The sequence below is a fragment of the Streptomyces sp. NPDC054796 genome (assembly GCF_053611545.1).
The window spans coordinates 1-15,781 of sequence record NZ_JBSHAO010000026.1 but is presented as its reverse complement, the minus strand read 5'-3'; the positions used below and the strand labels follow the sequence as shown (position 1 = coordinate 15,781).

The 15,781-nt window shown below is 74.6% G+C and carries 8 protein-coding genes; 7 read left to right on the top strand and 1 reads right to left on the bottom strand.

Annotated features, from left to right (window positions below):
* Positions 1-231: 231 nt before the first annotated feature.
* On the top strand, positions 232-8,841 hold the full coding sequence (locus tag ACWGJ2_RS21695; protein WP_453347801.1) for a hypothetical protein: 8,610 nt from the start codon (positions 232-234) through the stop codon (positions 8,839-8,841).
* A gap of 86 nt (positions 8,842-8,927) precedes the next feature.
* Here the strand turns inward: ACWGJ2_RS21695 and ACWGJ2_RS21690 are convergent, their stop codons facing one another.
* Complete coding sequence (locus tag ACWGJ2_RS21690) at positions 8,928-9,131, bottom strand: hypothetical protein (RefSeq protein WP_453347800.1); 204 nt, start codon at positions 9,129-9,131, stop codon at positions 8,928-8,930.
* A gap of 694 nt (positions 9,132-9,825) precedes the next feature.
* Between ACWGJ2_RS21690 and ACWGJ2_RS21685 the strand changes: the two genes are divergently transcribed.
* The 6 genes from ACWGJ2_RS21685 (at position 9,826) to ACWGJ2_RS21660 (ending at position 15,682) form a co-directional block, all read left to right on the top strand.
* Positions 9,826-10,707 carry an SAM-dependent methyltransferase gene (locus tag ACWGJ2_RS21685; protein WP_453347799.1) on the top strand — a complete coding sequence of 294 codons (882 nt, stop codon included), beginning with the start codon at positions 9,826-9,828 and terminating at the stop codon, positions 10,705-10,707.
* Positions 10,704-11,930 carry an MBL fold metallo-hydrolase gene (locus ACWGJ2_RS21680; RefSeq protein ID WP_453347798.1) on the top strand — a complete coding sequence of 409 codons (1,227 nt, stop codon included), beginning with the start codon at positions 10,704-10,706 and terminating at the stop codon, positions 11,928-11,930. The genes ACWGJ2_RS21685 and ACWGJ2_RS21680 overlap by 4 nt, the downstream gene beginning before the upstream one ends.
* Positions 11,931-11,950: 20 nt before the next feature.
* Positions 11,951-12,442: a MarR family winged helix-turn-helix transcriptional regulator gene (locus ACWGJ2_RS21675; protein WP_453347797.1), complete on the top strand. Its 492-nt coding sequence runs from the start codon at positions 11,951-11,953 to the stop codon at positions 12,440-12,442.
* A 212-nt stretch (positions 12,443-12,654) separates the two neighbouring features.
* Positions 12,655-13,881 carry a beta-ketoacyl-[acyl-carrier-protein] synthase family protein gene (locus ACWGJ2_RS21670; protein ID WP_453347796.1) on the top strand — a complete coding sequence of 409 codons (1,227 nt, stop codon included), beginning with the start codon at positions 12,655-12,657 and terminating at the stop codon, positions 13,879-13,881.
* Positions 13,882-14,055: 174 nt separating this feature from the next.
* A complete protein-coding gene (locus ACWGJ2_RS21665; RefSeq protein ID WP_453347795.1) occupies positions 14,056-14,694 on the top strand; it encodes an NAD(P)-dependent oxidoreductase in 639 nt (212 codons plus the stop codon).
* A 160-nt stretch (positions 14,695-14,854) separates the two neighbouring features.
* Positions 14,855-15,682, top strand: a complete 828-nt coding sequence (locus ACWGJ2_RS21660; protein ID WP_453347794.1) for an aldo/keto reductase — start codon at positions 14,855-14,857, stop codon at positions 15,680-15,682.
* The last annotated feature ends 99 nt before the right edge of the window (positions 15,683-15,781 follow it).

The window sequence follows — 15,781 nt, the reverse complement described above, 5'->3', positions numbered from 1 at the left end:
TCGGATGCGGCTTCCGGCGACGGGCGGTTCGACGCGCGGTCGGCGCTCCCACCCGGCGCCCGCCCGTACGTATGGGCAGGGGCGGCAGGGCCGGGTTCCCCCAGCTCCCGGCCCGTGCCCCCTCCGCCGCCGCCCGCCCCTGCCTCCGGGGCCGCCCCTGTCTCCGCCCCCGCCCCCGCTCCCGTCCTCGCCGAGGTCACCCGGCGTCCTGACGGGACGTCGACCGCCGCCGTGGACGGCAGGAGTTTCGCCCTGCGGCCGGTGCGGACGGACCACGACAGCCTGTTCGGCGCCGTGCTGTCGGGCGCTTCCGCGCAGGGCATCGCGCCCGAGACATGGCAGCTCGACGTGCCCGCGCTGCGCGACGTCGTACGGAGGCGGCTGTCCGATGGCCAGGAGCCGCGTCCGGGGACCGAGGTGGACGACCCGCGCAGCCCCGTCGACGTCGTCCTGGACGACCTGCGGGAGTGGCACCGGGCGCGGTCGGGCGGGCCTGGCGGCCCGGGTGGTCCGGGCGGGACCGGGACGGCGGGGACCGCGGGGACGGTGCCGGACGAGGCACGGGAGGCCGAGGCCGCCGAGAACGCAGCCTGGGACCTCATCGCCGAACGGGTACGCGCGAACGACCGGGAGGTGTGGCGTCAGCTGCTCGAAGCGAGCCCCTACCCGCGGCTCGCGCGGATCGCCCCCGACCCGGCCACGGCGAACCGGCTCGGCAACGACGGGCTCGCCGCAGCCGCGGTCGAGCACCCGGATCTGTGGTCCTCGCCGTTCGGCGACCATGTACCGGTCCTGATCGCCCGCACGCTCGGCGTCGAACTCACCGTCGTGTCCGACGGGTCGGGACCGCTCCGCCTGAACGAGGGCGCGCGGGGCGGCCGACTCTACGTCTATTACAACGGGCGGGACCGCTATCAGGCGCTGACGCCGGTCGCCGGGCCCTCGATGCGGAGGTCCGCCGCGCGAGGGCTCACGGCGTCACCGCCGGCGGCTCCGGTCACGGCGCCTCCGGCCATGACCGCCGCGCCCATACCCATGCCTCCGTCCATGCCCGTGCCGAGGCACACGCCCACGCGGGCCGTGCCCAAAGCGGAGGCCGTACCGGAGCGCGCGGGCGCTGCCGGTGCCTGGGACGCGGCACTCACGGAGTGGCTGGACGCGCTGGACGCGGTGGAGACCGTCAGGGCGCGGGAGCCCCGCGCGGCGGCGCGGTGGGACGCGGGCGAGGCGGCCTCCTCGGTGCGCGGGACCGCACGTACCCCGGGGGACGCCGCGCTGCGGGACGCCTACCACCGGCTGGACGTCGCGCGTACGGCAGCGGCCGAGCTGTACGAGGGCGCCACCGGGACCGGCGAAACCCCGGAGCGGAGGGCCGGTGTGGCCCCGGTGCCGAGACCGGTGCCGACGCCGAGACCAAGACCGAGACCGGCCTCGACGCCGGTTCCGACACCGCTTGAGCGCGGAAGCGGAACAAGCCCCGCTCCTGCTCCCGCACCCACGCCCGCTCCTGCTCCGGCCCCCGCTGCCGGAGACCAGGGCCCGCGCACCGTCGAGGCGGAACTCGACAGGACCAGGCAGCCGCGCATCAGGAAGGGCCCAGCCGTGCTGCCGCCCGGACCCCCGCCCCCTTCGGTGCGGTTCGCCGACGGCAGCCGGCTGCCCGACTTCCTGCACGCCCACGTGCCGAGCAGGCCCGCCAGTTGGGCGGCACCGGAGACGGAACGGGAAGCGGAAGCGGCGGCACGCGCGCGGGCCGACTCGAACCCGGCGGGCGGCAGCCCCGTCTTCTTCGCGGGCGGCGAGCTGAGGTTCCGGGGGCGCGAGAGTGTCGCGGACGAGGTCGTCGCCGGGCTGCCCGCGCGGGTGGCGGCGGGCTTCGACCGTATGGAACTGGTGCGCAGGCTCGGCACGGAAGCGGCGTCCTTCACCGCTTCCGGCGGCTCCCGCTTCGTCATGCGCGCCCGCTCAGGGGAGGCATACGAGGTGGCGGTGGAAGCCGTCCCGTACCACCGCTGGCAGCGGTTCACGGACGACGCCTCGCAGGAGACCAGGCTCGACCTGCACCAGCGCGCGCAGGCGAACACGGGCGGCGGCAAGTCGTTCGGCTCGCCCTGGCGGATCCCGCTGACGTTCAGCCTGGGGCCGCCGAACGACTGGCTGGTGAAGTTCGGCCTCGCCGCAGGGCGGGACCACAGGGCCGGGTACTACACCTCGAACCAGGGGCTGAGCCACACCGAGGTCCGGTACGCCGAGGGCTCGCACCTGCACCTGGACGATGTGTACTTCCGCGTCCGCGTCGCGCACCTGACGCAGGCGCCGAAGGGGTCCCGCGCCACCGCACCGCCCGCGCCGGGCGCCCCGTCCGGCGCACGGCCCGAAACCGGCACCTCGGCGACCGGCACGTCCGCCACCGGAACATCGGCGACCGGTACGTCGGCGGCCGGTTCGCCCGTCGCCGACGCGCCCGCCTGGGTGCGGACCCCGGTCGCCGACACCGGCTTCGCCGTGCGCGACGGGCTGTCCTGGCGGCTGCCCGACAGCCTCACCACCCCGGCACGGCGCGGCCACGCGCCCGCCGTCATCGACTTCCGCAGCTCCGACGACGCGCACGACGCCCACGACTCCCGCACCGCCCACGGCACCCCGCGCCCCGTCACCGACGGGTACCGCGTCTCCCACCGCGAGGGCATGCTGCTGCTGGACCGTCCCGAGGAGTGGGCGCTCGCGAAGTTCGGCGTGCGGCCCGGCAGTTCGGCGCACCGTTCGCTGACCGGATTCCTGCGCCCCGCGCGGCTGGAGACGCTGCTGCCGCGCCTTTCAGGACAGGTGACAGGACCCGAGCTGACGCGCGGGTGGCGCCATACCCCGCTCGGCCATCTCGTCCTCGACCGGCTGGAGAACACCCGGGCCACCCTGGTCACGGAGGCCACGAAGGTGGACCTGCGCGACCTCGTGCAGAACGGCAGGCAGAACGAGCGCTCCAGCGGCCGGGAGACGAACCTCGCCGTCTATCTGACCGCGGGGCCGAACCACGACTTCGTCAACATCGGCACGGACGTGCGGGTCCAGGGCGGCCCGTACGGGCGGCTGGACGCGGCGCTGGAGCGCAGCCACTACGTCGGCAGCACGGTCACCAGGAGGCTGGCAGGACGGGTCAAGGCCGGTACGCCGGTCGCGCTGTACCGGGTGGAGAAGACGCTGCACCTGCGCAGGTCGGGCGAGCCCTCGTCCGCCGCGCGGCCGTTCCGCGTCGTCACGCTGGACTGGATGAGCGAGTCCGAGGCGCGGCGGCTGCGCGGCTGGGACGACGGCAGCAGGCTGCGGACCGAGGAGCCGTCGGCGCCCGAGTACCTCACGCGGGACCACCCCCGGCACCTCGGCCAGACGCGCGCCGAGCGCTTCACCCCCGCGATCGCGCCCCCGCAGCCGCCCGGCCAACCATCCGCGCAGCCGCCCGGCCAACCATCCGCGCAGCCGCCCGGCCAATCATCCGCGCAGCCGTCCGCGCGGCCGTCCGCGCGGCCGTCCGCGCGGCCGTCCGCGCAACCGCCCGGCGAGGGGCGCGCGCTGATGGACACGTACGTGGACTCCGTCATGGCGTCGCTCCAGCGCGCGTACCCCGAGCTGATCGCGGCGAGCTGGGAGGAGGGAGCGCGCGGGTCGTGGCTGTCCCAGGTGGTGCGGGGCCGTCGCGCGTCCGAGGCGGCGCTGGGCAACCGGCGCCATGTCCGCGACGCGCTCGCCAACACCCGCCAGGTCAGGGAGGGTTCGGACCGGCACACCCTCGAACAGAGCCTGGAGGCGCTGGCGACGACGGGCGTACGGATCGACCTGGTGGACCCGCACACCTTCCGCCGTGGCCACCTGTCCGTTGTCCTCACGGCCGAGCTGACGGGACGGCGCTACGAGGGCACCTCGTACGACCGGACCCTGCGCACCTCCGTGATGACGAGCGAGCGGGGCGAGCAGTCGACGCAGGCCACGCTCGCCGCCGCGGCCGGAGCCGAGGTCGGCATCTCGCCGCGCTCCCACGAGAAGTCGGAGGTGACCGGCTGGCCCGGCCGCATCGGCACCTTCGGGGTCGGCCTCCGTGTCGGGGACCAGATACAGCGCAGCACGCAGTCGGGTGTGGTGCTGCACGGCGAGAACGTCAGCGCCTCCACCGGGCCCTCGCACCTCTACGGTTACGACGTGTCGCTCGGCGCCACCGTCGAGGGCTACCGTCGGCCCCGCGCCTGGACCCGGCTGATGACGCTGGGGGTGCTCGGCATGGGCTTCGCCGTCTCCCCCGTGGAGAGCAGGCGGCTGCTGGAGGCCGGGGAGGAGACGCTGGGCCACGTCCTGCTGGCCGCCCCCTCCGCGCACAGTGCCCCGCGTGCCAGGGCGGCTGCCCGGGTGCGGAGCCAGGCGGGGCCCGAGGCATCCGAGGCCAGGGACACCAGGGCACAGACGGCTGCGGCGAAGCCCGATCCCGCGAAGCCCGCTCCGACGACGGGCGTTCCGGCGCGCCCCGCGTCCAAGGAACCCGAGCATCTGACGCCCGACGAGGCGGAACGCCTCGTGGACCGCCCCTGGTCCGTGCCCAGGAAGGAGACCGCTGAGGCGGCCCGCGTCCGCGAGCTGATGAGCCGTCCGGTCGCGGTCGCCTCCGCGCACGGCGGCAGGCTCAGGGAGAAGCTCGGCCTGGAGGCGGCCGACGAGGCCACCGGCGGTTCCTGGCACACCGCCACCCCCGCCGCCCCGCTGCGCACGGCGCTGGGACGGGCGCTGACCGACAACACCTTCACCGGGCATCTGGGCCAGGTCCTCGGCCGCTGGGGCATGCGCGTGACGGCGCTCAATGCGAGCGGCCCGTACCAGAGCCACCAGCTCAAGGCGGCCGTGCACGGAGAGGTCAAGGACCCCGTCGTCGTCGGCGACCCCGAACGGCACGGCACCGAGCTGACGACGGGCGCCGAGCGCAGGATCACCGGTACGGCGGCGCGGTCGACGCGCGTAACAGGTGGCCTCCAGGGCGCCTACATGCACCAGCACGACGACGGCCACAGCCCTGTGTTCGGCTCGTACTCCTCGGCCGCGCAGCTCAGCGCGGGCCGCACCGCCACGCGCTCGCTGACGCAGAGCGCGGGCCGGGACACGGTCTTCTCGCCCTCCGGGCGCATGTACCTCGTGAGCGCGGACGTGGAGGAGCGCGTCGCGGTACGAGCCCACTGGAGCGGGGCCTTCGGGCTGCTGGGGACGCGCTCCGCCGACGCGCTGCGCCGTACGAAGGACCGTGTGTGGCGCGGCGCCGAGCGGCTGCGGGGCACCCAAGCCGCCGCCGCGCCCGCTGCGCCGCCGCCCGATCCGGACGCGCCGCCCCGCACGCCGCACGCCGCGGGCCGTAAGCACCGGGTGGCGGACGGCGTGCTCATCGAGGTCCCCATGCCGGACGCGATCGAGACCGGCCTCGCGCCCGACGGGCTCCCGGCGACGACACCCCGGTACGTGGCCGGCGGGTACCGGCTGCCCGGGTGGGCACAGGGAAACCGTTTCTTCTCGCATCCGCTGGGCCGCCTCGACGCGAGCCCGGTCGCCGAGCGGCTGCTGCCGAGGCTGCGAACCCTCGGCGTGCGGTCCGACGACCGGGACGCCGTGCTCCAGGCGCTCGGCCCCGACGCGCTCAACGGCCAGTTGATCGAGCTGACGGGTGAAGGCGTGACGGTGCCGGTGCGGGCGCACGGCAGCCAGGCCCGCTTCCTGCGCCATCTGCACCTGGGCGCACGGCAGTTGAACGTGCGCGTCAAGCTGACGCCGCGCCGTACGACCGTGCGGCGGATGCGTACGGGCTGCGAGTTCGAGGACTACCGCACGCGCGGTGTCTCCGGCGAGGTGTCCGCTGCCCGGGACACCACGCGGGACCTGGGCGCCGGTGTCGCCCAGAGCGCGTTCTCCGGGCGTGGCGAACTGGCCGCGATGGGGCCGAGCCTGGCGGAGAACACCTCGTCGGCCCGGCAGTACAAGAACAGCGAGGGCACCTCGTCGCTGCGCATGCCGAACATCGCGACCACGCAGGGGCACGGCGAGGTCATCACCGAGTACGACCTGACGGTGACCGTCGAGGGGGTCGGCGGGAAGGCGCGTCCTGAGACGTTCACGAGCCCCGTGGGCGAACTGCGCGAGCTGATGCCCCTGAGCGTGCTGCGTCCCGAGACCGGCAAGGGAGCCCCCGGGGCCGCCAGCACCAAGGGCGGGCCCGACACCGGCTCCGGTACCGGGACCAGTACCAGTACCAGCACCGCCACCAAGGCCGACGCCGTGCGGCAGGGGCTGCCCGAGAACGTCGCGGCGCCCCCGGAGGCGATACGGGTCTGGCGTGCCCAGGACGCGCGCGCGGGCGGGCCCGAGGCATGGCGCCGTCGCGGCACGCACGACGGCGGCCTCAGCACCCCGCCCGAGACCGGGTTCCTCGCGGTGAGCGTGCTCGGCGCAGGGCAGGTGCGCGACGCGCTCACCCTCGCCGCCGGGCAGTCCTACGGCGTCGGGGCCCGCACGGCGGGCGAGCTGAGCGGCGACGGCCTCCAGCAGGCGCTGGCCGTGGCCCGCCACACCCCGCTCACCCACCTCGGCGCGCAGACCGCGCACGCGATGGAGGAGGCCACGGGCCAGACCGGGCTGACCGCCTTCTTCCCGCATGCGCTGCGGCCCGAAGGCCACCGACTGCCCGGCATCGCCGCGCCCCGGCTGCTGGGCGAGTCGGCGCGGGCCGACATCCGCCTGTACGCGCGCCCCGACGTGCGCAAGGCCGTCCTGCTCACCGTCGAGAACACCCCGCGCATGGAGGGGGTACGGCGCGACACCGAGAGCAGCAGTCAGGACGTGTCCCAGTCGGGCACGCACGAGGGCCAGTTCGGGACCACTCCCTTCCTCAGCACCGCCCCCGCGGGCACCGTCGTGCCCGGCGCCACCGGAACCGGCTACGCCGCGCCCGACGGCGCCGTCAGCAAGGACGGCCTGGACACCACGCGCGGTACATCCCACAAGGTCGAGGCGCCGCGCGCCATGCTGTTCGCGCTGCCCGTCAGTTGGCTCGCGGTGGCCGACGTGCACCGCACGCTGCATGACAACGCTGCCACGGGGGCCGTGCGGGACACCTTCGGCGGCGCCCCGCGCGGGCCGCGCGGCGCTGAGACCGAGACCGTGGTGCTGGCCTGGGTCCGCGAGGACGTCGCCACGCGGATGGGGCTGATCAACAGCGACACGTTCCCCAAAGAGGCGGGCGACGCGTGGAACGCGCTCGGAAAGGCGTACGGCGCGCTCTCGCACGCCGACGACGCGTACTACACCGCGCGCGCCGCGGTCCGACGCGCGTGGCTCGATCTGCCCGAGAGCGCGCGTCAGGTGGCTCGTCGGGCAGGAGAGACCGGTGACTTCACCCGCTCGGAGAAGGACGGCCCGGCGCTCGCCGAGTGGAAGCGCGCCGCGGCGGAGACGGCGCTGTGGCACGGCCGCGCCGACGAGGCGGCGGCCGACGTGCACAGGCTGCGGACCTCGGCCGAGCGGCTGACGGCCTGGTACCGCCTCCCCGCCCACGACCGCGCCCCCGCGCCGGTGCGCGGCCCCGACGTCAGCGCCTCCCCGGAGGCGAAGGCCGCGGAGGTGAAGGCCCAGGGCGTGCAGGCCCAGGGCGTTCCGGAACCGGTCCCCGACGCGGCGCCCGCGCGAGGAAGTTCGGGTGCCCGCGTGCCGAAGCCCGAGGTGCCCGCCTACGAAGTGCCCGCGTGGCTGCCGCAGCCGCCGCCCGCGTACAAGGTGGACACCCCGGACAAGGACGCGGACAAGGACGCGCCCACCACCCTGACCGCACCCAACGGCGGGCCCCGCTACACCGTGCACGACGTACCGCACGACGGCTCCTCCCTGCTCCACGCGCTGGCGTACGGCGCGGACCGGCTCGGCCTGCTGGACCGGCTGCTGCCGCCCGACGCCCGGCCGGGGGCCACGGGGGGCGTGGTACGCGCTGACGCGGTGCGGCAGCGGCTGGCCGAGGCGCTCGACGAGCCCCGTAACGCCGACCTCGCCGCCATGGCCGCGCTCGACCCGGACGACACCTACACCCCGGCCGACCTCACCCGCAGCGGCGTCACGCTGCGCGGGGAGGCGGAGCGGGAGGAGTTCGCCGAGACGGGCAATCTGCCGCGCGGCACCTCGCCGACCGCAGGACAGCGCCTCGCGCTCATCCACCGCCTGCTGAACCGCCCGGCCGTCGAGGAGCGCGCCTCCTGGGACCACGACGCCGCCGACCTGATGCCCGCGCTGGGGGCGCGCGTCCTGGGCGTTCCGGTGACCGTCGTGACGAAGGACGGCGCGGCCCTGCGCTTCCCGCCCTCGGCGCCGGAGGAGGGCCAGGACGACAAGGGCGCCAAGGACGCGAAGGACATCAAGGAGGCGAAGGCCGAGCCCGAGGACGCGGCGGCCAAGGCGCCCGGCGTGCTGCTCCATCTGTCCGACGACCACTTCCGTATCGCCCTTCCCGAGGGCGAGCGGTTCACCGGCCTGGTGACGGCGACGACGACGGCGACGGCGACGACGTCAGCGAAGCCGACGGGCCACGGGCACGGACAGGCCACCGGAGCCGACCTCGGAACCAGCCCCGCGCCCGCGCCCGCCCCCGCTCCGGTCACGAGCCCCGTCAGCGGCGCCGTCCCCCAGCGTCGGCCGCACGCGGCGGTCGTCGCCGGGACCAGCCCCGTCGCCGCGGCTGTTCCGCCCGCCACCGCGACCGTGCCGCCCGCCACCGCCGTGCAGCGGCCGGGCCCCGGCCACGCGCCGCCGTCACCCGGGCGGCGGTCACGGCGCTGACGAGGGCCGGACCGGACGCGCCGTCACGCCGTGCGGCGCTTCACATCGCTACCCGGTACGGGTCCAGGTCCGGGGCCGGACCCGGGTCAGGCGGCGCGCACTATCTCGCGGCGGACGGCCGCCTGCCACGTCGAGCGCAGGCGGTCCAGCTCGGCCAGTGCCGAGGGGGTCCAGGAGGTGCGTCCGGAGGCGAAGGCGCGCAGCGCGGCGTTCGCCTCGGCGGCGGAGGGCAAGGGGGGATTCGGGGACAGGGCGGCCGACTCCGGTACAGGGTCGGGTGAAGTGGGCATGGTTGAACTCTAGGTCCCGGCACTGACAACGGCCGATTCCATTTTCGTGCCGCAGCCATATGACCGAGCGGTCTGTTCGACCCGTCAGGCGGCTTCGTACACCGGGGAGTCGGGCGCGCGGGGGCGCGCGGAGACCGTCGCGAACGGGGGCCTGAAGGCGGCTCATGCGGGCGACGCCGTTCATCCTCGCTGGTGACAGCCCATGCGAGCGCTGTACGTGCTGCGGGTGACGCTTTCACGGGAGTGAAGTCGCGTCGGCTTCGCGCCAGGAGCCGCGCGCGAGGGGCCGCGCGGCGGCCGGGAGCGCGCGTGAGGAACGTCACCGTTTCGCACCCTCGATCGGGCGACTCCGCGATCCGCTACCGGATGGTCTTGTTCCGCCCGGCCACCGGAACCGTCACCCGACCCGTCGCCCGTCCTGCCACCCGTTCGGCCCAACGCGCGGCCACCGGGGCGGACCGACGCCGGTTCGGGTGCGACGCGCGAGGTCACGGCGTCGTCGGGGGCCTACGGGCACCGCGGGTACGGACCAACTCCCGTCATGCGGCACACTGTTGCCGCCCAGGGGGCGCGCTCCCATGGCCCGCGCGCCGGTGTACGTACCCGGCGCGTAGGCCCGAAGAGCGCGCTCGCACGGCCCCCTTGTCGTCCTGTCATCGAACCGACCGATGGACCGACCGATGGAGAAGGTGCAGTGACCCCGACGCCCGAGATCGACACGAGCACCCCGCACTCCGCCCGCGTCTACGACTACTGGCTGAACGGCAAGAACAACTACGAGGCCGACGCCGAGGCGGCCCGCAGGGTCTCCGAGATCTGGCCCACCGTGCGCGTCGGCGCACAGCTCAACCGCGCCTTCATGCACCGCGCGACCCGCTGGCTGGCCGCGGAGGCCGGGATCCGCCAGTTCCTGGACGTCGGCACCGGCATCCCCACCGAGCCCAACCTCCACCAGATCGCCCAGTCCGTCGCGCCGGAGGCACGCGTCCTCTACGCGGACAACGACCCCATCGTGCTCCAGTACGCGCAGGCACTGCTGCACAGCACCCCCGAGGGCCGTACGGCCTACCTCCACGCCGACGTGACCCGTCCGCGGGACATCCTGGAGTCGTCCGAGCTGCGGGAGACCCTCGACCTGGGGCGGCCCGTCGCCCTCTCGCTCATGGCGCTGCTCCATCTGATCAGCGACGAGCGCGGCGCGTACGAGATCGTCCGCACCCTCGTGGACGCGCTGCCCTCGGGCAGCTACGTCATGCTGACGCACGCCACCGACGACCTCGACCCGGAACTCATGGCACGGGTCGCGACGTTCTACGAGTCGTCCGTCACGGGCGGCGGCCAGCTGCGGTCGAAGGAGGGCGTCCTGCGCTTCTTCGACGGCCTGGAACTGGTCGAACCCGGCCTGGTGGTGGCCCACAGGTGGCGCCCCGAGCTGAATCTGACGGACGATGTTCACAAGCCCCGTGCGGCGGCCGAGCACGGGGAAGCGGACGAGCCGGAGGAGGCCGTGGTGCCGGAACGAGAGGTCAGCGACGCCGAGCTGTCCGTGTACGGAGGAGTCGCACGCAAGCCATGAGCTCCGCACCCGCCGAAAGACCGCCCCGCGCCGCAGGACGATGGCGGCTGCTGCCCGATGCCTTCGGTGCCGCGCCCTACGGGGAGCGCTGGGAGCGCGTCCAGCGCTCGCCGCAGTTCCGCGACGGCCAGTTCCGCAACGAGCAGCCCGCCAGGACCATGTCCCCGGGCGCCCTGCTGCCCCTGCTGCGGGCATCGCTGCGCCGTGAGACCCGGCTGCGCAGGTCACCCGCGCAGACCCCGCCGCTGGTGCGCCCCGCCTTCGCCGAGCGCGACGAGGCGCCGGGCACGGGACTCCGGGTGACCTGGCTGGGCCACGCCTCCGTCCTCGTGGAGATCGACGGCCACCGGGTGCTCTTCGACCCCGTGTGGGGCGAGCGCTGCTCACCCTTCGCCTTCGCGGGGCCGCGCAGGTTCCACCCGATGCCGGTGCCGCTGTCCGAGGTCGGGCCGCTGGACGCCGTGGTGATCTCCCACGACCACTACGACCACCTGGACCTGCCGACGATCCGCGCGCTGGCCCGTACGGGGACGGTGTTCGCCGTGCCGCTCGGGGTCGGGGCGCATCTGGAGCACTGGGGCGTGCCCGAAGCGCAGCTGCGCGAACTGGACTGGCACGAGTCGGCGCACGTCGGCGGCCTCACCCTGACGGCCACCCCGGGGCGGCACTTCTGCGGCCGGGGCCTGAGCCGCCGCGCGCTGACGCTGTGGGCGTCGTGGGTGGTCTCCGGGCCCATGCACCGCGTCTTCCACAGCGGCGACACCGGCTATTTCCCGGGCTTCGCGAAGATCGGCGCCGAGTACGGCCCGTTCGACGCGACGATGATCCAGATCGGCGCCTACAGCGAGCACTGGCCCGACATCCACATGACGCCCGAGGAGGGCGTCACCGCGCACCTGGACCTCGCGGGCCCGCAGCCGGGTGCCGAGGATGCTCCCGGGCCCGGGTCCGGGAACGGCGTGCTGCTCCCCATCCACTGGGGCACCTTCAACCTCGCCCCGCACCCGTGGGAGGAGCCCGTCGAGCGGACGGTCGCCGCGGCGGAGGAGTCGGGCGTACGGGTGGCGGTGCCCAGGCCGGGCGAGTCCTACGAGCCCGCGGGCGCCCTGCCCGCGGCCCCCTGGTGGAAGGCGCTGGCCAGACGCCCCGAGCCCCTGGCGACGGGCCCCGTCCCCGAGGGCGGCAGGTCGGGCACCATGGAGGGGTTGGGTTCCGGCGGCTGAGGCTGAGGCTGAGGAGAGCGGTGGCTGAAGAGACGGAGATCCGGTCAGCGGCGGATGCGGCGGCGCACGCCGGCATCCAGGCGTTCGGGGTGCTCCTGGACACGGCGGCGCTGATGGAACGGCTCTTCGGCAGCCGCCTCCAGGAGGAGTGCGGCATCACCCACTCGATGTTCGAGGTGCTGCTCCACCTTGCCGACAGCTCTGAGGGGGCGCGCATGAGCCGCCTCTCCCAGGATCTGATCCTCACCAGCGGCGGCGCCACCCGGCTGGTCGACAGGATGGTCGGCGCAGCGCTCGTGCGGCGTACGCGCTCCGCCGACGACGGGCGCGTGCAGACCGTCGTCATGACCGAGGAGGGCGAGCGCGTCCTCATACGCGCGGCCCGCCTTCACGCCCAGCAGCTCGACGAGCACTTCTACGGGCCGCTCTCCGGCAGCCAGGCGGCCGTGATGACCGCCGCGCTGGACCGCCTCGGACAACACGCCCGCACGGTCCTCCCCACCTTGCGCTGACCCGCCCGCGCCGCGCCTTTCCCCTGTCCGCCTTCCGCGCCGAGAGCGCCGAGCGGCTTGTAGTAACCGCACAGTTCTCCCACCGTGAATCGGTGCGCTCACTCGACCGTGCGGAACGCCGTGAACTGGCACTGTGGCCGTCGAGCGAGGCGGACCCGGCCCATCGGACCCGGTCCCACCTTGTGTGCTCCCTACGGATCGATGGAGGAAACGTGACGGATCACCACGGCGACGTACTCGTGACCGGCATGGGCGCGATCACGCCCCTCGGTGCCGATGTGGAGGCGTCCTGGTCGGCGATGCTGGCGGGCGCGTCCGGTGTCACCGCGCTGGAGGAGGAGTGGGCGGAGCGGCTGACGGTCGGTGTCGCCGCGCGGCTGCCCGTCGACCCGGCGTCGCTGATGAGCCGCGTCGAGGCCAGGAAGCTGGACCGCTGCGAGCAGATCGCCATGATCGGTTCCCGGGAGGCGTGGCGCGACGCGGGCAGCCCGGAGGTCGCGCCCGAGCGGCTGGCCGTGGTCCTCGGCACCGGAACCGGAGGCGTCCTCTCCACGCTCGGCCAGGACGACCTGTTCGAGGAGTCGGGCGGACGGCGGCTCTCCCCGTACGCCGTGCCCATGCTCATGCCCAACGGGCCCGCGGCCTGGGTCAGCATGGAGCTGGGGGCACGGGGAGGCGCCAGGACGCCGGTCAGCGCGTGCGCCTCGGGCGCCGAGGCGCTGGCGATGGGGCTGGACCTCATCCGCGCGGGCCGGGCCGACGTGGTCGTCGCGGGCGGCGCTGAGGCGTGTCTGCACCCCTTCACCCTGGCCGCGTTCGCGCAGATGAAGGCGCTCTCCCCGCGCACCGAGGAACCGGCCGCCGTCTCCCGCCCGTTCGACGTGGACCGCAGCGGCTTCGTGATGGCCGAGGGCGCGGGCGTCGTGGTGCTGGAGCGCGCGGACTTCGCCCGCGCCCGTGGTGCCCGTGTCCACGGCACGCTGGCCGGGGCGAGCGTCACATCGAGCGCGCACCACATCACGGCCTCCGACGCGGACGGCCAGATCGTCGCCATCGAGGACGCGCTGCGCTCGGCCGGTCTGGCGCCGGGGGACCTCGACCACGTGCACGCCCATGCCACGTCGACGGAGTCGGGGGACCTGGCGGAGGCGGAGGCGGTGCGCCGCGCGGTCGGCGACCATGTGGCGGTCACCGCCACGAAGTCCATGACCGGGCACATGCTGGGCGCCTCGGGCGCCGTCGCGGCCATCGCCGCGCTGCTGACGCTGCGCGACGGCCGCCTCCCCGCCGTCCGCAACCTCGACGACCCCGACCCGGCCGTCGGGCTCGACGTGGTGCGCGGCGAGAACCGCGCCGGGGACTGGCGGGCCGGGCTCGTCAACGCCTTCGGGTTCGGCGGACACAACGTGAGCCTGGTGCTGACGGGGGCGCTTGGCTGACTCCGTAGGGGCCCCGTAGGCGCCCGCCCGGTGCGGGCGGCACCCGGCTCCGGCTCCGGCCCCCCGGGGAAGAAAGTTTCCGGCGGTGGAAATACCTGAGCGCTCAGGAAATGTTGTCCGTACGGATGCCCCCGCATCCCGACACGCGCACCCCTCCCGGAAACGGAGCACCCCATGAAGATCCTGCTGTTCGGCGCCACCGGCATGGTCGGCAGCCGCATCGCGGCCGAGGCCCTTCGGCGCGGTCACGAGGTCACCGCCGTCAGCCGCTCGGGCAAGGCCCCCGCGTCCGGGGAGGAGGGCGGGCTGACGGCCGTCGCCGCCGACGCGTCCGACGCGGGCACCGTGACCCGCCTGGCCGAGGGCCACGACGCGGTGGCCTCGGCCCTCGCGCCGCCCCGCGACGGCAGCGCCCCGGCCGCGCCGTTCCTCGCGGACAACCGCGCCCTGATCGAGGGCGTACGGAACTCGGGCGTGCGCCGCCTCGTCGTGGTCGGCGGTGCGGGCAGCCTGGAGGTGGCGCCCGGTACGGAGCTGGTGGACACTCCCGGCTTCCCCGACGCCTACAAGGGCGAGGCCCTGGCCCACCGCGAGGTGCTCGCCCTCTACCGCTCCGTCGAGGACCTCGACTGGACCTACGTCTCCCCGGCGCCCGAGATCGGCCCCGGCGAGCGCACCGGCACCTACCGGCTCGGCGGCGACCAGCTCCTCGAAGGCGGCGAGCGCATCAGCGCCGAGGACTACGCGGTCGCCTTCCTCGACGAGCTGGAGAAGGACGCGCACCCGCGCACCCGCATCTCGGCCGCGAACTGACCCGTACGGCCGCGTCCGCCGCACCCCTACCACTCCGCGCGCCCCCGCGTGGGGGGTGGCCGGGGCGCGCGGAACGGGGCGGGCGCGCCTAGGGTTGAAACGTCAAGAAAGACCGCGACACACGCGACACAAAAGACCCCGACACACACGAGGATCCCCTGTGAGCAATGTCCCCGCCAGCACGCTCAACAACGGCCGGACGATGCCCCAGCTCGGCTTCGGCGTCTTCCAGGTGCCGGACGACGAGGCGGCGACCGCCGTCACCGCGGCCCTGGAGGCCGGATACCGCAGCATCGACACCGCGGCCCTCTACGCGAACGAGAAGGGCACCGGCGCGGCCATCGCCGGGTCCGGCATCCCGCGCGACGAGGTCTTCGTGACCACCAAGCTCTGGAACACCGAGCAGGGGTACGACTCCACCCTGCGCGCCTTCGACGAGTCCCTGGCCAAGCTGGGCATGGACTATGTGGACCTCTACCTCATCCACTGGCCCCTCCCGGCCCGCGATCTGTACGTCGACACCTGGCGCGCCTTCGAGAAGATCTACGAGGAGGGGCGCGCCAAGTCCATCGGCGTGTCCAACTTCCAGCCCGCGCACCTCCAGCGGCTCTTCGACGAGAGCGGCATCGTCCCCGCCGTCAACCAGATCGAGCTGCACCCGCGGCTCCAGCAGGACGCGCTGCGGGCCTTCGACGCCGAGCACGGCATCGCCACCGAGGCGTGGTCCCCGCTCGGCCGCGGCAACGGTGTGCTGGACACGGCCGCCGTGACCCAGGCCGCCGAGAAGCACGGCAAGTCGCCCGCGCAGATTGTGCTGCGCTGGCACATCCAGTTGGGCAACATCGTCATCCCGAAGTCGGTGACGCCCTCCCGCATCAAGGAGAACATCGACGTCTTCGACTTCGAGCTGGACGGCGACGACCTGATCGAGATCGGCACCCTGGAGACCGGCGAGCGCGTCGGCCCGGACCCCGACACCCTCAACTGACCCGGCCGCGCGGGGGGGGGGGGGGGGGGCCGGACGCGCACCCCCCCCCCCGGGAGGTATACCCGGCGGCCGGGTGAAGGGGCCCACCCGCGGCCGGCC